Source organism: Delftia sp. WSY_10 (genome assembly GCF_043104705.1).
Taxonomy (GTDB): Bacteria; Pseudomonadota; Gammaproteobacteria; order Burkholderiales; family Burkholderiaceae_C; genus Comamonas; species Comamonas tsuruhatensis.
In genome coordinates this window covers 183,682-204,460 of sequence record NZ_JBICKY010000032.1, presented here as the reverse complement: position 1 = coordinate 204,460, position 20,779 = coordinate 183,682, and the positions used below count along the sequence as shown (strand labels likewise).

19 protein-coding genes are annotated in these 20,779 nt (G+C 66.3%); 13 read left to right on the top strand and 6 right to left on the bottom strand.

Features of this window, described 5'->3' with window-relative positions; all coding sequences use genetic code 11:
* The first annotated feature begins 8 nt into the window (after positions 1 to 8).
* The 13 genes from nuoI to ACF8ML_RS14630 all read left to right on the top strand — a co-directional run bounded on the left by nuoI (position 9) and on the right by ACF8ML_RS14630 (position 12,884).
* Positions 9 to 518 carry an NADH-quinone oxidoreductase subunit NuoI gene (gene nuoI / locus ACF8ML_RS14690; RefSeq protein WP_016447705.1) on the top strand — a complete coding sequence of 170 codons (510 nt, stop codon included), beginning with the start codon at positions 9 to 11 and terminating at the stop codon, positions 516 to 518.
* A 34-nt stretch (positions 519 to 552) separates the two neighbouring features.
* The gene (locus ACF8ML_RS14685; RefSeq protein WP_012206970.1) at positions 553 to 1,221 is read left to right on the top strand and encodes an NADH-quinone oxidoreductase subunit J; all 669 of its coding nucleotides are present in this window, start codon (positions 553 to 555) and stop codon (positions 1,219 to 1,221) included.
* Entirely contained in the window at positions 1,218 to 1,526 is a 309-nt protein-coding gene (gene nuoK, locus ACF8ML_RS14680; RefSeq protein ID WP_016447704.1) for an NADH-quinone oxidoreductase subunit NuoK, read from the top strand. The genes ACF8ML_RS14685 and nuoK overlap by 4 nt, the downstream gene beginning before the upstream one ends.
* 29 nt (positions 1,527 to 1,555) lie before the next feature.
* On the top strand, positions 1,556 to 3,604 hold the full coding sequence (nuoL, locus tag ACF8ML_RS14675; RefSeq protein WP_026062052.1) for an NADH-quinone oxidoreductase subunit L: 2,049 nt from the start codon (positions 1,556 to 1,558) through the stop codon (positions 3,602 to 3,604).
* A gap of 16 nt (positions 3,605 to 3,620) precedes the next feature.
* A complete protein-coding gene (locus tag ACF8ML_RS14670; protein WP_392407303.1) occupies positions 3,621 to 5,096 on the top strand; it encodes an NADH-quinone oxidoreductase subunit M in 1,476 nt (491 codons plus the stop codon).
* 24 nt (positions 5,097 to 5,120) lie between these two features.
* A complete protein-coding gene (gene nuoN, locus ACF8ML_RS14665) occupies positions 5,121 to 6,614 on the top strand; it encodes an NADH-quinone oxidoreductase subunit NuoN (protein ID WP_016447701.1) in 1,494 nt (497 codons plus the stop codon).
* A 55-nt stretch (positions 6,615 to 6,669) separates the two neighbouring features.
* Complete coding sequence (locus ACF8ML_RS14660; protein WP_016447700.1) at positions 6,670 to 6,975, top strand: DUF2818 family protein; 306 nt, start codon at positions 6,670 to 6,672, stop codon at positions 6,973 to 6,975.
* Positions 6,976 to 7,013: 38 nt separating this feature from the next.
* A complete protein-coding gene (locus ACF8ML_RS14655; protein ID WP_209801637.1) occupies positions 7,014 to 7,523 on the top strand; it encodes a DUF1178 family protein in 510 nt (169 codons plus the stop codon).
* A 613-nt stretch (positions 7,524 to 8,136) separates the two neighbouring features.
* Positions 8,137 to 8,907 (top strand): ABC transporter ATP-binding protein, encoded by a 771-nt coding sequence (locus ACF8ML_RS14650; protein WP_016447698.1) that lies wholly within the window; start codon positions 8,137 to 8,139, stop codon positions 8,905 to 8,907.
* Between the two features lies 1 nt (position 8,908).
* A complete protein-coding gene (locus ACF8ML_RS14645) occupies positions 8,909 to 9,619 on the top strand; it encodes an ABC transporter ATP-binding protein (protein WP_016447697.1) in 711 nt (236 codons plus the stop codon).
* A gap of 100 nt (positions 9,620 to 9,719) precedes the next feature.
* A complete protein-coding gene (locus ACF8ML_RS14640) occupies positions 9,720 to 10,916 on the top strand; it encodes an ABC transporter substrate-binding protein (protein WP_016447696.1) in 1,197 nt (398 codons plus the stop codon).
* Positions 10,917 to 10,973: 57 nt separating this feature from the next.
* Complete coding sequence (locus ACF8ML_RS14635) at positions 10,974 to 11,858, top strand: branched-chain amino acid ABC transporter permease (RefSeq protein WP_012206960.1); 885 nt, start codon at positions 10,974 to 10,976, stop codon at positions 11,856 to 11,858.
* Positions 11,859 to 11,885: 27 nt separating this feature from the next.
* Positions 11,886 to 12,884: a branched-chain amino acid ABC transporter permease gene (locus ACF8ML_RS14630; protein WP_016447695.1), complete on the top strand. Its 999-nt coding sequence runs from the start codon at positions 11,886 to 11,888 to the stop codon at positions 12,882 to 12,884.
* Positions 12,885 to 12,945: 61 nt separating this feature from the next.
* Here ACF8ML_RS14630 and ACF8ML_RS14625 read toward each other — a convergent pair whose 3' ends face one another.
* The 6 genes from ACF8ML_RS14625 to ACF8ML_RS14600 are packed head-to-tail and all read right to left on the bottom strand — an operon-like array spanning position 12,946 to position 20,693.
* Positions 12,946 to 14,070 (bottom strand): lipocalin-like domain-containing protein, encoded by a 1,125-nt coding sequence (locus ACF8ML_RS14625; protein WP_392407302.1) that lies wholly within the window; start codon positions 14,068 to 14,070, stop codon positions 12,946 to 12,948.
* 3 nt (positions 14,071 to 14,073) lie between these two features.
* Positions 14,074 to 15,141 carry a PLP-dependent cysteine synthase family protein gene (locus tag ACF8ML_RS14620; protein ID WP_046239121.1) on the bottom strand — a complete coding sequence of 356 codons (1,068 nt, stop codon included), beginning with the start codon at positions 15,139 to 15,141 and terminating at the stop codon, positions 14,074 to 14,076.
* Between the two features lie 16 nt (positions 15,142 to 15,157).
* Entirely contained in the window at positions 15,158 to 17,725 is a 2,568-nt protein-coding gene (locus tag ACF8ML_RS14615; protein WP_392407300.1) for an FtsX-like permease family protein, read from the bottom strand.
* A gap of 19 nt (positions 17,726 to 17,744) precedes the next feature.
* Positions 17,745 to 18,461, bottom strand: a complete 717-nt coding sequence (locus ACF8ML_RS14610; protein WP_013801071.1) for an ABC transporter ATP-binding protein — start codon at positions 18,459 to 18,461, stop codon at positions 17,745 to 17,747.
* 16 nt (positions 18,462 to 18,477) lie between these two features.
* Positions 18,478 to 19,467: a tRNA (adenosine(37)-N6)-dimethylallyltransferase MiaA gene (miaA, locus tag ACF8ML_RS14605; protein WP_392407299.1), complete on the bottom strand. Its 990-nt coding sequence runs from the start codon at positions 19,465 to 19,467 to the stop codon at positions 18,478 to 18,480.
* A gap of 29 nt (positions 19,468 to 19,496) precedes the next feature.
* Complete coding sequence (locus ACF8ML_RS14600) at positions 19,497 to 20,693, bottom strand: multidrug effflux MFS transporter (protein WP_312840762.1); 1,197 nt, start codon at positions 20,691 to 20,693, stop codon at positions 19,497 to 19,499.
* Between the last annotated feature and the right edge of the window lie 86 nt (positions 20,694 to 20,779).

The following is a 20,779-nucleotide window of genomic DNA, read 5'->3' as shown; positions in this document are numbered from 1 at the left end:
GAGCAAGAATGTCTGCGGTTGCTGCTACCCCATTTTCGATCAAAGATTTCTTCAAGAGCTTCATGCTCTGGGAACTGGCCAAGGGCATGGCCCTGACTGGCCGCTACACCTTCCGCCGCAAGGTCACGGTGCAGTTCCCCGAAGAAAAGACACCTCTGTCGCCGCGTTTTCGCGGACTGCACGCCCTGCGCCGTTATGACAACGGCGAAGAGCGCTGCATCGCCTGCAAGCTGTGCGAAGCGGTCTGCCCGGCCATGGCCATCACCATCGAGTCCGATGTGCGTGACGACGGCTCGCGCCGCACCACGCGCTACGACATCGACCTGACCAAGTGCATCTTCTGCGGCTTCTGCGAGGAAAGCTGCCCGGTGGATTCCATCGTCGAGACGCATATCTTCGAATACCACGGAGAAAAGCGCGGCGACCTGTACTTCACCAAGGACATGCTGCTGGCCGTTGGCGATCGCTACGAACCCGAGATTGCCGCCGCCAAGGCTGCGGACGCCAAGTACCGCTGAAGCGGCTCCTTGATCACTTGAAAAGATTCGATCCATGGACGCCAAAACTGGTTTCTTCTATCTGTTCTCGGTCGTGCTGCTGTTTGCAGCCTTCCGGGTCGTCACGGCGCGCAACCCCGTGCACGCCGTGCTCAACCTGATCCTGGCCTTCTCGCAGGCTGCCGGCATCTGGCTTTTGCTCAAGGCCGAGTTCCTGGGCGTGACCCTGGTGCTGGTCTACCTGGGCGCCGTGATGGTGCTGTTCCTGTTCGTGGTGATGATGCTGGACATCCGCATCGACGCCGTGCGCCAGGGCTTCTGGAAGCATTTCCCCTTCGCTGCCCTGATCGGCGCACTGATCGCCTTTGAAATGGGCATGGTGCTGATGGGCGGCTTCAGCGGCGTCGAGGAGCCCAAGGCCATTGCGGCCACGGTCAACGCTGCCGGCCAGACCGTGCAGTACTCCAACACCCAGGCCCTGGGCAAGCTGCTGTACACCGAATACCTGTACCCCGTCGAGATCGCTGCCGTGATCCTGCTGGTGGCCATGATCGCCGCCATCGCCCTGACCCTGCGCAAGCGCAAGGACAGCAAGGCAGTGAACCCGGCCCAGCAGATCCGCGTGCGCGCAAAGGATCGCCTCGAGCTGGTCAAGGTGCCGGTCACCCAGGCGCCGCAGGCACCGGCCGCCGAGGCAACCCCCGCCGTGGAGACAAAAGCATGACGCTGACTTTGGGCCATTACTTGACGCTGGGCGCCATGCTGTTCGCGCTCTCCGTCGTTGGCATCTTTCTGAACCGCAAGAACCTGATCGTGCTGCTGATGGCCATCGAGCTGATGCTCCTGGCCGTCAACATGAACTTCGTGGCCTTCTCCAGCTATCTGGGTGACATGCACGGACAGGTGTTCGTGTTCTTCATCCTGACAGTGGCAGCGGCCGAGTCGGCCATCGGTCTGGCGATCCTGGTGCTTCTGTTCCGCAACAAGACCAGCATCAATGCGGAAGATCTCAACTCCCTCAAGGGTTGAGTCCGCCGTAACTTGCAAGGTTCTTAAGAATGAGTCAAACACTCTCTGCATCCATGCTCCTGGCGGTGCCGCTGGCACCGCTGGCGGGTTCCGCGCTCGCGGGTATCTGGGGCACGGCCTTCGGCGGCAACAAGATCGGTCGCGGCGGCAGCCATTCCCTCACGATTTTGGGCGTGCTGATCGCCTTCATCCTGTCGGCCATCACCTTCAACAGCGTGATCTTCGACGGGGCGCGCTTCGACCAGTCCATCTACACCTGGATGGAAATCGGTGGGCTGAAGATGGAAGTCGGTTTCCTGATCGACAGCATCACGGCCATGATGATGTGCGTGGTGACCTTCGTGTCGCTGATGGTGCACATCTACACCATCGGCTACATGCAGGAAGATGACGGCTACAACCGTTTCTTCTCCTACATCTCGCTGTTCACCTTCTCCATGTTGATGCTCGTCATGAGCAACAACCTGCTGCAGCTGTTCTTCGGCTGGGAAGCCGTGGGCCTGGTGTCGTATCTGCTGATCGGCTTCTACTACAACAAGCCCTCGGCCATCTTCGCCAACATGAAGGCCTTCCTGGTCAACCGCGTGGGCGACTTCGGCTTCATCCTGGGCATCGGCCTGATCGCTGCCTACACGGGCACCATGAACTATGGCGAGATCTTCGCCAAGCTGCCCGAGATCCAGAACACCCTGCTGCCGGGCACCGGCTGGCTGCTGGTGACGGTGACGGCCATCTGCCTGTTCATCGGCGCCATGGGCAAGTCGGCCCAGTTCCCGCTGCATGCCTGGCTGCCCGATTCGATGGAAGGCCCGACCCCCATCTCGGCACTGATCCACGCCGCCACCATGGTGACGGCCGGCATCTTCATGGTCTCGCGCATGTCGCCGCTGTACGAGCTGTCGGACACCGCGCTGAGCTTCATCCTGGTGATCGGCTCCATCACGGCGCTGTTCATGGGCGTGCTGGGCATCATCCAGAACGACATCAAGCGCGTGATCGCGTACTCCACGCTGTCGCAGCTGGGCTACATGACCGTGGCCCTGGGCGCCTCGGCCTACTCGGTGGCCGTGTTCCACCTGATGACCCACGCCTTCTTCAAGGCCCTGCTGTTCCTTGGCGCCGGCTCGGTGATCATGGGCATGCACCACAACCAGGACATCCGCTGGATGGGCGGCGTGCGCAAGTACATGCCCATCACCTGGATCACGTTCCTGCTGGGCAACCTGGCGCTGATCGGCACGCCGTTCTTCTCGGGCTTCTACTCGAAGGACGCCATCATCGAGGCCGTGCACGCCACCAACCTGCCGGGTGCTGGCTTCGCCAACTTCGCGGTGCTGGCCGGCGTGTTCATCACGGCCTTCTACTCCTTCCGCCTGTACTTCATCGTCTTCCACGGCAAGGAGCGCTACGACCAGAATCCCGATGCGCACCACCATGGCCACGATGACCACCACGCCCATGACGACCACCACGGCCATGGCCACGATGCCAAGCCGCATGAGTCGCCGCTGGTCGTGACCGGCCCGCTGATGCTGCTGGCCATCCCCTCGGTGGTGATCGGTGCCCTGGCACTGATGCCCATGCTGTTCGGTGATTTCTTCAAGGGCGTGATCCACGTCGATGGCAGCAAGCACGGCGCCATGGCCGAGCTGGCCGAGAAGATCCACGGCTGGGTGCCCATGGCGCTGCACGGCTTCACGGCCGCGCCGTTCTGGCTGGCACTGGCAGGCGTCGTCGTCTCCTACCTGTTCTACATGGTCAAGCCCGAAGTGCCTGCCGCCATCAAGTCGTCCATGCAGAAGATCGGTGTCTACCAGGCACTGGAAGGCAAGTACGGCGTGGACTGGGTCTACGAGAACATCTTCGCCCGCGGCGCACGCGCCTTCGGCAGCTTCTTCTGGAAGGTCGGCGACCAGGCCATCATCGATGGCGGCATCGTCAACGGCTCGTGGAAGCTCATCGGCCGCATCGGCCAGTGGGTGCGCAAGCTGCAGTCGGGCTATCTCTATCACTACGCGTTGGTCATGCTGCTGGGCGTGTTCGCTCTCATGACGTATTTCGTGTGGCTCAACAAGTAGTAGGGGAAGAACAAAAATGCATTGGTTGAGTCTTTCAATCTGGGTGCCGATCGCCTTCGGCGCCCTCCTGCTGGCCCTGGGCCGCGAGGATCAGGTCAAGGCAGTGCGCTGGCTGGCCCTGGTCGGCGCGCTGGCAGGCCTGGCCGTCACGCTGCCGCTGATACAGCAGTTCGACAACAGCACGGCTGCCATGCAGTTCGTGGAGAAGGCGCTGTGGATCGAGCGCTTCAACATCCACTACCACCTGGGCGTGGATGGCATCTCGTTCTGGTTCGTGCCGCTGACCGCCTTCATCACCGTGATCGTCGTGATCGCGTCGTGGGAGAACATCACCGAGCGCGTGAACCAGTACATGGGCGCCTTCCTGATCCTGTCCGGCCTGATGGTCGGCGTGTTCAGCGCGCTGGACGGCCTGCTGTTCTACGTGTTCTTCGAGGCCACGCTGATCCCGATGTACCTGATCATCGGCATCTGGGGCGGTCCCAACCGCATCTATGCGGCCTTCAAGTTCTTCCTGTACACGCTGATGGGTTCGCTGCTGACCCTGGTCGCCGTGATCTACCTGTACACCCAGTCGGGTGGCAGCTTCGAGATCCTCGACTGGCACAAGCTGCCGCTGTCCATGACGGCCCAGACGCTGATCTTCTTCGCCTTCTTCGCGGCCTTTGCCGTGAAGGTGCCGATGTGGCCGGTCCACACCTGGCTGCCCGACGTGCACGTGGAAGCGCCCACCGGCGGCTCCGCCGTGCTGGCCGCCATCATGCTGAAGCTGGGCGCCTACGGTTTCCTGCGCTTTTCCATGCCCATCGCACCCGATGCCTCGCACAAGTGGGCCTGGCTGGTCATCGCCCTGTCGCTGATCGCCGTGATCTACGTGGGCGTGGTCGCTCTGGTGCAAAAGGACATGAAGAAGCTGGTGGCCTACTCGTCCGTGGCCCACATGGGCTTCGTGACCCTGGGCTTCTTCATCTTCAACCCGCTGGGCGTTGCTGGCGGCATCGTGCAGATGATTGCCCACGGCTTCGTGTCGGGCGCCATGTTCCTGTGCATCGGCGTGCTCTACGACCGCGTGCACTCGCGTGAAATCGCTTCCTACGGCGGCGTGGTCAACACCATGCCCAAGTTCGCGGCCTTCGCTCTGCTGTTCGCCATGGCCAACTGCGGCCTGCCCGCGACGGCCGGCTTCGTCGGCGAGTGGATGGTGATCCTGGGCGCCGTGCAATACAACTTCTGGATCGGCCTGGGCGCTGCCACGGCGCTGATCTTCGGCGCGGCCTATACGCTGTGGATGTACAAGCGCGTCTACCTGGGTCCTGTCACCAATGACAATGTGCGCGGCCTGACCGACATCGGCAACCGCGAGTTCCTGGTGCTGGGTCTGCTGGCCATCGCCGTGCTGTACATGGGCCTGTATCCCAAGCCCTTCACTGACGTGATGGATGTGTCCGTGGCCGAGCTGCTCAAGCATGTGGCCATGAGCAAGCTGCAGTGACCAGACTGAAACGAGAGAATCGAGATGATTGACAACATCAGCTGGCTGGCCATCTATCCGGAGATCCTTCTCCTGGTCATGGCCTGCGTGATCGCCCTGGTGGACCTGGGCGTCAAAAGCCCACGCCGCACGGGCACCTATGTTCTGACACTGCTGACCCTGGGCGTGGTGGCCGTGCTGCAAGGCATGTATGCCTCCAGTGGCAACACGTTCTATGGCTGGGGCAACATGGTCGTCTCCGACGCCATGGGCAACTGGCTCAAGTGTTTCGCCACCGTGGCCATGATGGTCACCCTGGTCTACGGCCGACCCTATGCCGCCGACCGCGACATGCTGCGCGGCGGCGAGCTCTTCACGTTGGCCATGCTCGCGCTGCTGGGCATGTTCATCATGATCTCGGGCAACAACTTCCTGGTCATCTACCTGGGCCTGGAGCTGCTGACGCTGTCCAGCTACGCCCTGGTGGCGCTGCGCCGCGACCACACGGCTTCGGTCGAGGCCGCGATGAAGTACTTCGTGCTTGGCGCCATGGCCAGCGGCTTCCTGCTGTACGGCATGTCCATGCTCTACGGCGCGACCGGTTCGCTGGACATCGGCCAGGTGTTCAAGGCCATCAACTCGGGCGAAATCAAGCACCAGGTGCTGGTGTTCGGCCTGGTCTTCGTGGTCTCCGGCCTGGCCTTCAAGCTGGGCGTGGTTCCCTTCCACATGTGGGTCCCCGACGTGTACCAGGGCGCTCCCACGGCCATCACCACCATGATCGGTGGCGCGCCCAAGCTGGCGGCCTTCGCCATCGTCATCCGCCTGCTGGTGGACGGCCTGCTGCCGCTGGCCATCGACTGGCAGCAGATGCTGGCCGTGCTTGCCATTGCCTCTCTGCTGGTCGGCAACCTGGCCGGCCTGCAGCAGACCAACCTCAAGCGCATGCTGGCCTACTCGACCATCTCGCAGATGGGCTTCGTGCTGCTGGGCCTGATGTCGGGTGTGGTCGACGGCAAGGTCGATCCGGCCACCGTCGAGAACGCCTACAGCTCGGCCATGTTCTACGTGGTGACCTATGTGCTGACCACGCTGGCCGCCTTCGGCGTGATCCAGCTGCTGGCCCGCGAAGGCTTCGAGAGCGAAGAGGTCGCCGACTTTGCCGGCCTGAACCAGCGCAGCCCGCTGTATGCCGGCGTGATGGCGATCTGCCTGTTCTCCATGGCCGGCATTCCGCCCCTGGTCGGCTTCTACGCCAAGCTGTCGGTGCTGCAGGCGCTGGTGGCTTCGGGCCACAGCCTGTACATCGCCCTGGCCGTGTTCGCCGTGGTCATGTCGCTGATCGGTGCCTTCTACTACCTGCGCGTCGTCAAGGTCATGTACTTCGATGAGCCCATCACCGCCACCAGCGTTTCCGCTTCGCTGGACGTGCGCGTGGTGCTGACCCTCAATGGCGCCCTGGTGCTGGGTCTGGGCATCCTGCCCGGCGGCCTGATGGCCCTGTGCGCCGACGCCGTCGTGCGCGCCCTGGCTTCCTGATCCACTTTCCCTGTGCAGGGCCTTGCGCGCAAGGCCCTGCGGTGAGGACATCGGCTTGTCGCAAACCGCTTCGATCTGGCTCGTGATATTGGCTGCCCTTGTGGCAGCCAATTTGCCTTTCTTCAACCCCCGCTGGCTGCAGCTGGGGCCGCTGCGCACCCAGCGCAAGCCGCTGGCCCTGTGCCTGCTGGAGATGGTGCTGCTGTACTTCATCGTCGGCGGCGTGGCGCTGCTGCTGGAGCGCCGCGTGGGGCAGATTGCACCCCAGGGCTGGGAGTTCTATGCCATCACGGGGGCGTTGTTCCTGACACTGGCATTCCCGGGTTTCGTCTATCGTTTCCTGATTCACCGCCGCGGCTGAGGCCGCGGTGCCGGTTGCTTCATGGATGAGGGTGCGCGATGAAAGTGCTCGACCTCCATTGCCCGCAGGGCCATCTCTTCGAGGGCTGGTTCGCCTCGGAAGAGGATTTCCAGAGCCAGCTGCAGCGCCAGCTGGTGCTGTGCCCCGTCTGCGGCCACAGCGACATCACCAAGCGCCTGAGCGCCCCCCGCATCAATCTTGGCGCCAAGCCTGCAAGCTTGCCCCCGGCTGCGGCGGCAGAGCCTGCTGCAGCCGCCTCGGCCGCCAGCTCGGCAGCCGCTGCTTCAACGGCCATGCCGCCCCAGGCGCGTGAGCAATTGCAGGCCATGCAGGCCGCCTGGCTGCAGTGGTCGCGCAAGGTCGCGCAGCAGACCGAGGACGTGGGCGAACGCTTTGCCGATGAAGCCCGCCGCATGCACTATGGCGAGACCGAAGAGCGCGCCATCCGCGGCAAGGCCAGTCCCGAGCAGGCCATGCAATTGCTGGACGAAGGCATTGCCGTGGTTCCATTGGCCTTGCCGCAAGGCAGCAAGGAAACGCTGCAGTAACTCGCTCCGGGCACATGCTGTCTTGGCGGCGACAATTGCGCTCATGGCGATCGATCGCCAATTCCCATGCCAGGCAATCACCTGGTGCTATTAATTGAATAGCGATTTGAGTCGCTTTGTCGCCATTCAATTGATGGGGCGACAAACCCAAGCATATCCGCGGCTTTTCGCATAGTGACTGAGCAGGCCACAGGGAGATTGCCCACCTGGGTGTTTCCCGTAAGGCAGCAGACATTGGTCGCTGTCTGCCAAGCCGCAAAAAGGGTAGTTTGCTATCTCTTTGGAAGCGCTCTGGCCTTCCGCGTGGGCGTCGCCGGGCCGAGGTGATGGAGAACCCTAGGGCCCGCCTGCAGCCGCGGCGCCTTGCAGCCCCGTGACTGCTTGATTATTTCAAGTGTGAGTGGTTGCTTCTTGTTTTTGCGGCGACTCGTCTTGATGCGCCATGCTGCAGTGCGGGGCAGGGCCTGTGCTTAGGAGCACCTACGTAGGCGTTTTCCCGCTGCGGTGCACAACGTCGGCAAGCCTACGATGCGTCCGACCCTGCACAACGCCCACCAGAGCCTCTGGCGACGCGTTGGCGGCTGGCAGCATCAACGGAGCAGGCGAAGCGCACATGAGCGACGTTATTCTCGAAACCCGGAACCTGACCAAAGAGTTCAAGGGATTTACGGCGGTGAGCAAGGTGGACCTTTCGGTGCGCCGCGGCTCCATCCATGCCTTGATCGGCCCCAATGGCGCAGGCAAGACCACCTGCTTCAATCTGCTGACCAAGTTCCTGGAGCCCACCTCCGGCACCATCCGTTTCAACGGCGAGGACATCACGCAGGAGGCGCCGGCGCAGATCGCGCGCCGTGGCGTGATCCGGTCCTTCCAGATCTCGGCCGTCTTCCCGCATTGCACGCTGCTGGAGAACGTGCGTATCGGCCTGCAGCGCAAGCTGGGCACCGAGTTCCATTTCTGGCGCAGCGAAAAAAGCCTGTCCATGCTCAATGACCGCGCCATGCAGCTGCTGTCCGAAGTCGGCCTGCAGGACCTGGCCGACGAGGTCACCGTCAACCTGCCCTATGGCCGCAAGCGCGCGCTGGAGATCGCCACCACTCTGGCCATGGAGCCCGAGCTGATGCTGCTGGACGAGCCCACCCAGGGCATGGGCCACGAAGACGTGGACCGCGTGACCCAGCTGATCAAGAAGGTCTCGGCAGGCCGCACGATTCTCATGGTGGAGCACAACATGAAGGTGATCTCCACCATCGCCGACCGCATCACGGTGCTGCAGCGCGGCGCCGTGCTGGCCGAGGGGCCATACGAGGAAGTTTCGCGCAACCCGCAAGTGATGGAAGCGTATATGGGCACCACCGACGGCCAGTTGCAGGGAGCGCATTGAGATGACTGCACCGGCATTGGAAATCAAGGGCCTGCAGGCCTGGTACGGCGAATCCCATGTGCTGCACGGCATGGACCTGGTGGTCCAGCCCGGCGAGGTGGTCACGCTGCTGGGACGCAACGGCGCGGGCCGCACGTCCACGCTGCGCGCCATCATGGGGCTGACGGGCGCACGCAAGGGCTCGATCAGGATCAATGGCGTGGAGGCCATCCACCTGCCCACGCACCGCATTGCCCACCTGGGCGTGGGCTACTGCCCGGAAGAGCGCGGCATCTTCTCCAGCCTCTCGTGCGAGGAGAACCTGATGCTGCCGCCGCCGCTCAAGACCGGCCAGCAGGGCATGAGCGTGGACGAGATCTACGCCATGTTCCCCAACCTGGCCGAGCGCCGCCACAGCCAGGGCACGCGCCTGTCGGGCGGCGAGCAGCAGATGCTGGCGGTGGCGCGCATTTTGCGTACCGGCGCGCGGCTGCTGCTGCTCGACGAGATCTCCGAAGGCCTGGCCCCCGTCATCGTGCAGGCGCTGGCCCGCATGATCACCATGCTGCGCACCAAGGGCTACACCGTGGTGATGGTGGAGCAGAACTTCCACTTCGCGGCGCCGCTGGCCGACCGCTTCTACGTGGTCGAGCACGGCCATGTGGTCGAGCGTTTCGGCGCGGCCGAGCTGCAGGCCAAGATGCCCGTGCTCAACGAACTGCTCGGAGTCTGACCCGGATATCCATCGTGGCTGGCGCCTGGGGCTCGCCGGCTGCATTCCTGCCATGGCCCTGTGACAAAAAACCCAAGACATCAACGCGAAGGAGACACCAATGAAAGCAAAACTGACCGCACTGTCGTGCATGCTGGCCGCCGCCGGCCTGGCCAGCCCGCTTGCCATGGCACAGGAGAAGGTGAAGATCGGCTTCGTGACCGACATGTCCAGCCTCTATGCGGACGTGGAAGGCAAGAATGCCGTCACCGCGATGCAGATGGCCATCGATGACTTCGGCGGCAAGGTGCTGGGCCAGCCCATCGAGCTGCTGAGCGCCGACCACCAGAACAAGGCCGACATCGCCGCCTCCAAGGTGCGCGAGTGGGTGGACACGCAGGGTATCTCGCTGGTGTTCAGCGGCACCAACTCCGGAACGGCCCTGGCGGTGTCGCAGGTGGCCAATGAGAAAAAGCGCGTGCACTTCAACAGCGGCGCAGGCTCGTCGGCGCTGACCAACGAGCAGTGCAATCCCTACACCGTGCACTACGCCTATGACACCGTGGCCCTGGCCAAGGGCACGGGCACGGCCGTGGTGGAGCGCGGCGGCAAGGACTGGTTCTTCCTGACGGCAGACTACGCCTTCGGCCACGCGCTGGAGAACGACACCACGGCGGTGATCAAGGCCAAGGGCGGCAAGGTGGTGGGCGGCGTCAAGCATCCGCTCAATGCCTCGGACTTCTCGTCCTTCCTGCTGCAGGCGCAGGCCTCCAAGGCCCAGATCCTGGGCCTGGCCAATGCCGGTGGCGACACCATCAACGCCATCAAGGCGGCCAAGGAATTCGGCATCAACAAGAGCATGAAGACCGTGGGCCTGCTGGTGTTCCTGACCGACATCCACAGCCTGGGCCTGAAGAACACCGAAGGCATGCAGTTCACCACCAGCTGGTACTGGGACCAGAACGACGCGGCGCGCAAGTTCGCCGAGCGCTTCTTTGCCAAGACCAAGCGCATGCCCACCTCCATCCAGGCCGCCGACTACTCGGCCGTGACCAGCTACCTCAAGGCCGTGCAGGCCGTGAAGTCCACGGATGCCGACAAGGTCATGGCCCATCTCAAGAGCACGCCCATCGACGACTTCTACGGCAAGGGCTCGATCCGTCCCGACGGCACCTTTGCCCACGACATGTACCTGGTCGAGGTCAAGAAGCCCGCCGAGTCCAAGAAGCCCTGGGACTACCTGAAGGTCGTGGCCACGCTGCCCGCCGACCAGGTCTGGACCACCAAGGCCGAGACCAAGTGCGCGCTGTGGAAGTAACGCCGCGCCGCCACTGACCCCCAACCGCCACCCGGCCAACCACGACAGCTGCATCCCATGGAAATCTTTGGTGTTTCCCTGCCAGGCCTGATGAGCCAGCTCCTTCTGGGGCTGGTCAACGGCTCGTTCTACGCCATCCTCAGCCTGGGGCTGGCGGTGATCTTCGGCCTGCTCAACGTGATCAACTTCGCCCACGGCGCGTTGTTCATGCTGGGCGCCATGGTCACCTGGATGGCCATGAGCTACTTCAACATCAACTACTGGGTGATGCTGGTGCTGTCGCCGCTGCTGGTGGGCCTGCTGGGGGTGCTGATCGAGCGCTTCCTGTTGCGCTGGATCTACAAGCTCGACCATCTCTACGGCCTGCTGCTGACCCTGGGCCTGTCGCTGCTGATCGAGGGGCTGTTCCGCTCGGTCTACGGCGTCTCGGGCCTGGGCTATGACACGCCCGAGCTGCTGGAGGGCGCGACCAACCTGGGCTTCATGATCCTGCCCAACTACCGCGCATGGGTGGTGCTCGCCTCCATCGTGGTCTGCGTGGCCACCTGGTTCATGATCGAGAAGACGCGCATCGGCGCCTACCTGCGGGCCGGCACCGAGAACCCGCGCCTGGTCGAGGCCTTCGGCGTCAACGTGCCCGTGATGATCACGCTGACCTATGCCTTCGGCGCGGCGCTGGCGGCGTTTGCCGGCGTGCTGGCGGCGCCCGTCTACCAGGTCACGCCGCTGATGGGGCAGAACCTCATCATCGTGGTCTTCGCCGTGGTGGTGATCGGAGGCATGGGCTCCATCATGGGCTCCATCCTCACCGGCCTGGGCCTGGGGGTGATCGAGGGCCTGACCAAGGTCTTCTGGCCCGAGGCATCGTCCACCGTGGTGTTCTTCATCATGGTCATCGTTTTGCTCATCCGCCCCGCCGGCCTGTTCGGCAAAGAGAAATAACAAGAACGAGGACAAGGGGCCGACCACATGAAATCCAAGACTCTCGTTCAACGCATTGCCCCCTGGGGCTATGGCCTGCTGCTGCTGGGCCTGCTGGCGGCGCCCCTGCTGGGCGCGTATCCGGTGTTCGTGATGAAGCTCATGTGCTTCGCACTGTTCGCCTCGGCCTTCAACCTGCTGCTGGGCTACACGGGCCTGCTGTCCTTCGGCCACGCGGCCTTCCTGGGCGGCGCGGCCTATGTGACGGGCTACGCCATCAAGGGCTGGGGCTTCACGCCCGAGCTGGCCATGCTGGCCGGCACGGCCGGCGGCGCGCTGCTGGGGCTGATCTTCGGCTGGCTGGCCATCCGCCGCCAGGGCATCTACTTTTCCATGATCACGCTGGCGCTGGCCCAGATGCTGTTCTTCGTGTGCCTGCAGGCGCCCTTCACGGGCGGCGAGGACGGGCTGCAGGGCGTGCCGCGCGGCAAGCTGTTCGGCCTCATCGACCTGGCCAGCGACATGACCATGTACTACGTCACGCTGGTCATCGTGGTCCTGGCCTTCCTGCTGATCGTGCGCACCATCCACTCGCCCTTCGGCCAGGTGCTCAAGGCCATCAAGGAGAACGAGCCGCGCGCGACCTCGCTGGGCTATGACGTGGCGCGCTTCAAGCTGCTGGCCTTCGTGATCTCGGCCGCGCTCACGGGCCTGGCCGGTTCGCTCAAGACCGTGGTGCTGGGCTTTGCCACGCTGTCGGATGTGCACTGGACCACCTCCGGCCACGTGATCCTGATGACGCTGATGGGCGGCCTGGGCACGCTGTCCGGCCCCATCCTGGGCTCGGCCGTGGTGGTCATGCTGGAGAACAAGATCGGCGAGTTCGGCCTCTTCCTGCAGCGCCTCACGGGCGTGGAGTGGTTCTCCACGCTGGGCGAGTCGGTGACCATCGTCACGGGCCTGATCTTCGTGGTCTGCGTGCTGCTGTTCCGCAAGGGCATCATGGGCGAGCTGATCGTCCGGCTGCAGAAAAAGCGTACCCCTTGAGAGCCGGGTTGGGACGGTTTCAAGGGGGTGGGCTACGTGCCCATGCTGTTGACTGCCATAGCTACAACTGCAGCGGCCGGGCGTAGCCCGTCATCTCCAGATATCCCTGACCGGCTCGCGCCTCCTGGCCCGGGCCGGTGGGCTTTTGCAGGCTGCACAGGCCCTCCCAGTAGATGGCGCCGGTGGAGGCGCTGCTGTCCAGCTCCTGGTCATCGACCAGGGCGTTCACCGAGAAACGGCCAGCGGGCGTGTCCACCTGCCATTGCACGGGGTAGCGCGCGCCGCTGACGGGGCTGCTCCAGTGGCGCCGTGGTGTGAACTGCACGGCATCGTGGGCGAAGACCTGTACCTTGCCATCGGCGCCGCGCAGCGAGCCTCCGGCCCACAGCGCGCTGCCATCGCTGCGGCGCACTCGGAAGGCCGTGAGCGCGCCGCCGTCGAACAGGTTCATGCCTATCCAGTCCCAGCCCACGGCCTCGGGGTGCAGCAGGGCCTGGCTCCATTCATGGTCCAGCCAGGCGCGGTTGTCGCCGGGCTCGCGTGCGGCTTCTATCGCCATGCGCTGGCCTGCCAGCTCCAGCGTGCCGCTCACCTGCAGTTGCGGGCGGCTGTAGTAGTAGCTGGCCTGATCGGGTTCGGGACCCTTGCGCGACAGGCCGGCGCGGCCCTGCAGCAGCGGGTGCTCGCGGGTCTCGAAGCGCAGGTCCAGTGCGAATGCGGTGCTGCGTATGCGGGTGGTGTAGCGTTCGGCCTCGCCGTTACCGGTGCCTTCATCGGTGCGCCGCAGCGACCAGTCCTGCAGCCGCACGTCGGCATCGGTCTCGCTGGCCTGGGCAATGCCAAAGCCTGCGCGCGCGATGCGCTGGTCGTGGTGCAGGCGGGCGCCCTGCACATCGCACAGCGCCGCATGGGCAAACAGCAGCTGGCGCGCCGCAAAGGCGGAGCGCAGCTCCTGCGTGGCCTGCACGCGCGAGCGGAAGAAGGTGATCTGGAAACCCCAGGCCCGGCCCGCCGCGCGTGCCTGGCCGGTGATGTACCACCACTCGGTGCGCAGCCCGGGGTGGCTGCCATGGTCGCGCGGGAAGACCAGCGTGCGTGGCGGCAGTGCCTGGGCGGGCAGTCCTGCCGCCGCCAGGCCCAGGCCGGCAGCCAGGCCCAGCAGATGGCGGCGGGGCAGGGCATGCATGGATCAGCCTTGCAGCTGCGCAATGCGTGCCTGGGCCGGGCCGCAGTCGCCGATGCGCTGCATCACCCAGTCCGCATCGTGGTAGGTGGGCAGGTAGCGTTCGCCCGCATCGCACAGCAGCGAAAGAATGGAGCCCTGCTCGCCGCGCTGGCGCATCTCGCTGGCCAGCCTGAGCATGGCCACGTAGTTGGTGCCCGTGGACGGCCCCACGCGCCGGCCCAGCAGTGCGGACAGGCTGCGCATGGCGGCCAGGGAATCGCAGTCCGCCACTTCCTCCATGCGGTCCACCAGCGTGCGCACGAAGCTGGGCTCCACGCGCGGGCGGCCTATGCCCTCGATGCGCGAGCCCGGCGCGGTGAGGGTGGCATCGCCCGTGCGGTGGTAGGCGGCGAACACCGAGCCCTCGGGGTCGGCCACGCAGATGCCCGTGGCATGGCGCTGGAAACGCACGTAGCGGCCGATGGTGGCACTGGTGCCGCCCGTGCCCGCGCCCACCACGATCCAGCGCGGCACGGCATGGCGCTCGCGCCGCATCTGGGTGAACATGCTCTCCGCAATATTGTTGTTGCCACGCCAGTCGGTGGCGCGCTCGGCATAGGTGAACTGGTCCATGTAGTGGCCGCCGGCCTGCGCGGCCACGGCGCGTGCCTCGTCGTAGACCTGGGCGGCGCTGTCCACCAGATGGCAGCGGCCGCCGTAGAACTCGATCAGTGCAATCTTCTCCACCGAGGTGCTGCGCGGCATCACGGCCACGAAGGGCAGGCCCAGCAGGCGCGCGAAGTAGGCCTCGCTCACGGCCGTGGAGCCGCTCGATGCCTCGACGATGGTCGAGCCCTCATGCACCCAGCCATTGCACAGCGCATAGAGAAACAGCGAGCGCGCCAGCCGGTGCTTGAGGCTGCCCGTGGGATGGGTGGATTCGTCCTTGAGGTAGAGATCGATCCCCAGGCCGGCAAAGCCGGGCAGGGGCAGCGGTATCAGGTGCGTGTCGGCACTGCGCTGGTAGTCGGCCTCGATGCGGTTAATGGCTTCATGCAGCCAGGGGGAGGTGGTGTGCGGCATGGTGGCCATTGTCGCAGGCTGCCTCTTACCAATCCTCCTTGACCGCCAGCACTGCCTCGCGCCCTGCAGCCGCACGCCCGGCCAGCCAGGCCGTCAGCGTGCCTGCCGCGATCACGCTGGCAGCCAGCGCCAAAAGGCGGGGCCAGGGCAGGGACAGCTCCATGGTCCAGTGAAAGCTTTGCGGATTCACCACATGCACCAGGATCGCGGCCACACCCAGGCCCAGCAGGCTGCCCGCGATGGCGCCCGCCGTGGTCCAGGCCATGCCTTCGCCGGCCACCACGGCCAGGATGTCGCGCCGCGTCAGGCCCAGGTGGGCGAGCAGGCCGAATTCCTTGCGCCGTGCCAGCACCTGGGCGCTGAAGCTGGCCGCGATGCCGAACAGGCCGATGCCGATGGCCACGGCCTGCAGCCAGTAGGTCACGGCAAAGCTGCGGTCGAAGATGCGCATGGAGCGCTCGCGCAGCGCGCCGCTGCTGGCGAACTCCAGTGCCTGCGCGGCGCCCGGCCCGGCCATCAGCGACTGGATGCGCGCCTGCAACTGCTGCGCCGTGGCCGTGTCGTCGCCGTCCGGCCAGATGGCGATTTCGGTGGGGCCTGCCGTGGTGGCGCTGCCGTCGGCAAGCCGTTGGTAGTCGTCCCAGTCCATGGCGATGGCGCCGAACTGGCGCACATAGTCGCGCCAGATGCCGGCCACAAACACGCGGGAATCTTCCGACGGCAGGGCCTGGGCCAGCAGCGGCCACTCCTGGCCCGGCCGCACGCCATAGAGTTGGGCCACGGCTTCACTGACATAGACGGGCGTGCTGCCAGCGGGCGCTTGCACGGGGCCTTGTATCCACGGCAACTGCTGGCCCTGGGGGCCATGCAGCGGACGCAGCAGCAGGCTGACGGCAGGGCGATCCGGGCTGAGCCACAGGCTGGTGCTGCGCATGGGCTGGGCGCGCTGCACGCCAGGCAGGGCGGCAATGCGCGCGGCCAGATCGGCGGGCAGGGGCGCGGCATCGGCACGGCCTGCGCTGCCGGCCGTGCGCAGGTACAGCGGGGCGGGCAGCACGGCATCCAGCCAGGCGATCATGCTGTCCCTGAAGCTGGCCACCATCACGGTCAGCGCCACGGCCAGGCTCAGGCTGGCCACCACGCCGCCCACGGCCACCGTGGTGCTGCGGCGCATGCGCCGTGCGCGTTCCACGGGCAGCAGGGCCAGCGGCTGGCGCAGCAGCGATTGCGGCACCAGGCGCAACAGCTGGCCCAACAGCCAGGGCAGGGCGGCCATGCCACCCAGAAGCAGCAGGGCCACGGCGACATAGGCGGCCAGGGGAATGCCGGCCACGGGCGGCACAAAGGCCAGGGCCACGCTGGCTGCCATCAGCAGCAGGGCCGGCAGGCCGCGCGCCGCGCGTTCGGAGCCCGCACCCTGGCCCTTGAGCGTGGCCGCAGGCGGCAACTCCATGGCCTGGCGCGCCGGCCACCAGCCGCCAGCCACGGTGGCGGCCACGCCCAGCAGGCCAAAGGTCAGCGCGGCGCTGGCGCTCCACTGCAGCGCGGGCTGCACGCCGGCAAAGTAGCCGCCGCCCAGGTCACCGCCCAGCAGGTGCAGGGCCAGCCAGGCCAGTCCCGCACCCAGCGCAATGCCGGCCGCGCTGCCCACCATGCCCAGCAGCAGCGATTCCAGCAGCACCAGGCCCAGGCGCTGGCGCGGTGTCAATCCCAGCACGGCCAGCAGGGCGAACTGCGGCGCGCGCTGGGCCACGCTGAGCGCCAGCACCGAGAACACCAGGAACGCCCCCGTGAACAGCGCCACCAGGGCCAGCACCGTGAGGTTGACGCGGTAGGCGCGCGACATCTCGGCTATGCGCTGCTGGTCGTCGCCGGGGCGGCTGGCCAGGGCCTGGGCGGGCCAGTCGGGCAGGCGGCGCAGTTCGGCCAGCAGGGACTCGCGCGTGGCGCCTTCGGCCAGCAGCACATCGATGCGGTCCACCTGGCCCCAGCGCTGCAGGCTGTCCTGCAGCGCACCGATGTCCATCACGGCCAGCGGCGGGCCGGATGCGGCCACCGTGCCCGCGATGCGCAGGGTCTGCGCGCGCCCGCCCAGTTGCCATGGCAGGGGCGTGTGCCGCGCCTGCTCCGGCGTCAGGCCCAGGGCTTCGAGTGCCGTTGCATTGAGGAAGACCGCATCGGGCGCGAACAGGTCCAGCCGCCCGCCGCCATCGAACAGCCGGGGCATGAGCGCAGGCGCCACGGGCGCCAGCCGCAGCGCATCGCCGCCCAGCACGCGCAACTGCACCGGCGTGGCGGTGCCGGCCAGGGCCGTGGCTTCGATCCAGGGTGCGGCCAGGCTGACCTGGGGCTGCTGCGCAACACGGCCATACAGCGATTCGGGCAGGCCGCCCTGCATGGCACGCAGCTCCAGGTCCGGCTGGCCGCTGACCGTGCGCACGGCGCGCGAGAACTCATCGAGCGCGGACTGGTTGATCACGTGCACGGCAAAGCCCAGGGCCACGCCCAGCATGATGGCCACCAGGGCGGTGGCCGTGCGCCAGGGATGCTGGCGCAGTTCCTGCCAGGAAAAGGTGCGAAGCAGGGCGAGCATGGGCGGATGGTCTCTGGCGCTAGGCGGGCTGCATGCCCTGCGCGGTCAGGCGCAGCACGCGGTCGGCACGGCGCGCGGCCTCGATGGAGTGCGTGACCAGCACCAGGGCGGCCTGGTGTTCCCGGGTCTGCTGCAGCAGCAGTTCCATGACCTGGGCGGCCGTGCCGGGGTCCAGGTTGCCGGTGGGCTCGTCGGCCAGCAGCAGGGCCGGGCCGTGGACCAGGGCACGCGCAATCGCCACGCGCTGCAGCTGGCCGCCGCTGAGCTGCCAGGGCAGGCGCTGCTCCAGCCCCTGCAGCCCGACGGCCTGCAGCAGTTGCTGCACGCGCTGGCGGCCCGCCGCATCCAGCCGCTGCAGCAGCATCAGCGGCAGGGCCACGTTGTGCCAGACATCCAGGTGCGGCAGCACATGGAAGGCCTGGAACACGAAGCCCACATGGCTGCGCCGCCACAGCGCGCGGCCGGTTTCATCCAGGGCCGACAGGTCCTGGCCTTCGTGCAGCACGCGGCCCTGCTGCCACTCATCGAGCCCGGCCAGGCAGTTGAGAAAGGTGGACTTGCCCACGCCCGAGTCACCCACGATGGCCACGAACTCGCCGCGCGCCACGCTGCAGTCCACGTTCTCGAAGACGGCGGTTTCCGTGCCGCCGTCGTTGCGGTAGCGCCGCGCCAGGCCCTGGACCTGAAGCAGCGGCGGCTGAGTCAGCGGCGTGTTGTCCCGGGGCGCGGCAGTCATGAAGGCGGTTTCCTGTTCAGCCGTTGCGGGCCTGGTTTGCTGCAGCCACCACGGCCATCGCTGCCTGCAGCAGTTGCTGCTGGGCATCGGGCGTATCGCAGGCAATGGCATGGCGGGCGGGCATGCTGCGCAGCCAGGTGATCTGGCGCTTGGCCAGCTGGCGCGTGGCGGCAATGCCGCGCTCGCGCAGCGAGTCCATGGGGTACAGGCCGTCCAGCGATTCCCAGGCCTGGCGGTAGCCCACGCAGCGGATGGAGGGCAGGTCCAGGTGCAGGTCGCCGCGCGCGCGCAGTTGCTGCACTTCGTCGATGAAACCGGCGTCCAGCATGGCGTCGAAGCGCTGGGCGATGCGCGAATGCAGCCAGGCGCGGTCCTGCGGCTCCAGCGAGAAGAAGCCGCCGGGGCTGACCAGTCCCTGTTCGGCATTCTTGCCACTGCGCGTATGAAAGCTGGACAGCGGCTTGCCCGACACCTGCCAGACCTCCAGCGCGCGCTGTATGCGCTGGCTGTCGGCCGGCGCCAGGCGTGCGGCCGTGGCGGGATCGACCTGGGCCAGCAGCGCATGCATGGCGGGCCAGCCGATCTCGGTGGCCTGGGCGTCCAGCCGCTCGCGCACGGCGGGGTCGGCGGCCGGCATGTCGTCAATGCCATCCTGCAGGGCCTTGAAATACAGCATGGTGCCGCCCACCAGCAGCGGCAGGGCGCCGCGCGCGTGAATCTCGGCCACCAGGCGCTGCGTGTCCTGCACGAATTCGGCCGCGCTGTAGGCCTGTAGCGGGTCGCGGATATCGATCAGGTGATGGGGGCACGCAGCCAGTTCTTCGGGCGTGGGCTTGGCCGTGCCGATGTCCATGCCGCGATAGACCAGGGCCGAGTCCACGCTGATGATTTCTGCGGCCTGGCCGCGTTCGGCCAGCAGCCTGGCCAGGGCCAGGGCGGCAGCGGTCTTGCCGGAAGCGGTGGGGCCGGCGATGGCCAGGCAGGGGAGCGTGGAAGCGGTGGACATTCAAAAAACGCAAACGCAGGAAATGAAAATCAGCGGTGGCCATCGACCCGGCCGTGGCGGCGCACCAGCCCCCAGGCGACCAGGGCCGTGCACACGCCCCAGAACCAGATGCCGAAGGCCATGGGCCGGGTGGACTGGCCGTCCAGGTGCAGGCCCAGCCAGTGTCCCATGGCAAAGGCGATGAGCATCATGGTGAAGCCGTTGAGCGCCGAGGCCGTGCCCGCCGACTGCGGAAAGGGCGCGATGGCATTGCTCTGGCCGCAGGGCATGTGCACGCCATGGGCGATCTGGAAGATATAGAAGGGCAGGGCATAGGCCCAGAGGCTGCGCGCATCGGCCAGCGCCGCAATGCCGATGGCCGTGGCCGACAGCAGGCTGGCCAGCCCGGCAATCTGCACGGCGCGCCGCACATCCATGCGCTGCAGCAGCCAGCGGCACAGGAAGGTGCCCGCGATGTAGCACAGCGCATTGCTGCCCATCAGCAGGCCGTAGCCCGTGCGGCTCACGCCCAGCACATGGATATAGGTGAAGGAAGATGCGGCCAGGTTGGTGAACAGGGCCGCATAGGTGCAGCAGGTCAGCAACTGGTAGGACTGGAATCCCGGGTGGCGCACGATGGTGATCCAGTTGCGCGCCAGGGCCAGCGGCTGCAGCGCCGTGGGATTGGTGCGGGCCAGTGTCTCCGTGAAGCGCAGGGCCACCAGCAGCAGGGCCAGCGCACCCATCACGGCCTGGGCCAGCATGGTCGAGCGCCAGCCCAGCGAATCCACCAGCAGGCTGCCGCTGACGGGGCTCAGGAAGGCGATCACGCCCAGCCCGGTCAGCGCCTTGGACATGACCTGGGCACCCAGGTGCGGCGCGAACAGGTCGCGCACCATGGCGCGTGCGCACATCACGCCGGCGCCCAGCGATGCCCCCTGCAGCGCGCGCCAGGCAATCAGCGATTCCATGGTCTCGGCGCTGGCGCTGCCCAGCGCGGCCAGCACATAGATGGACATGCCTGCCAGCAGGATGGGCCGGCGCCCGAAGCGGTCGGACAGCGGCCCCCAGGCCAGCTGCGAGCAGCCGAAGGCCAGCAGGAAGGCCGTCAGCGTGAGCTGCACCTGGGACACCTGGGTGGAGAAGGCCGTCTGTATCGAGGGCAGGGCGGGCAGGTACAGATCTGTGGCCAGCGGCTGAAGCCCCAGCAGCAGGCCGAGCAGGATGACGACCAGGACGGGGGACATGGCCGGCGGCGCTTGCGCGACGGCGGGAGACAGGGGCGCTGACATAGGCGCCCGAGGGTAGCAGAGAACCCGGGGTGCCGCTGTCC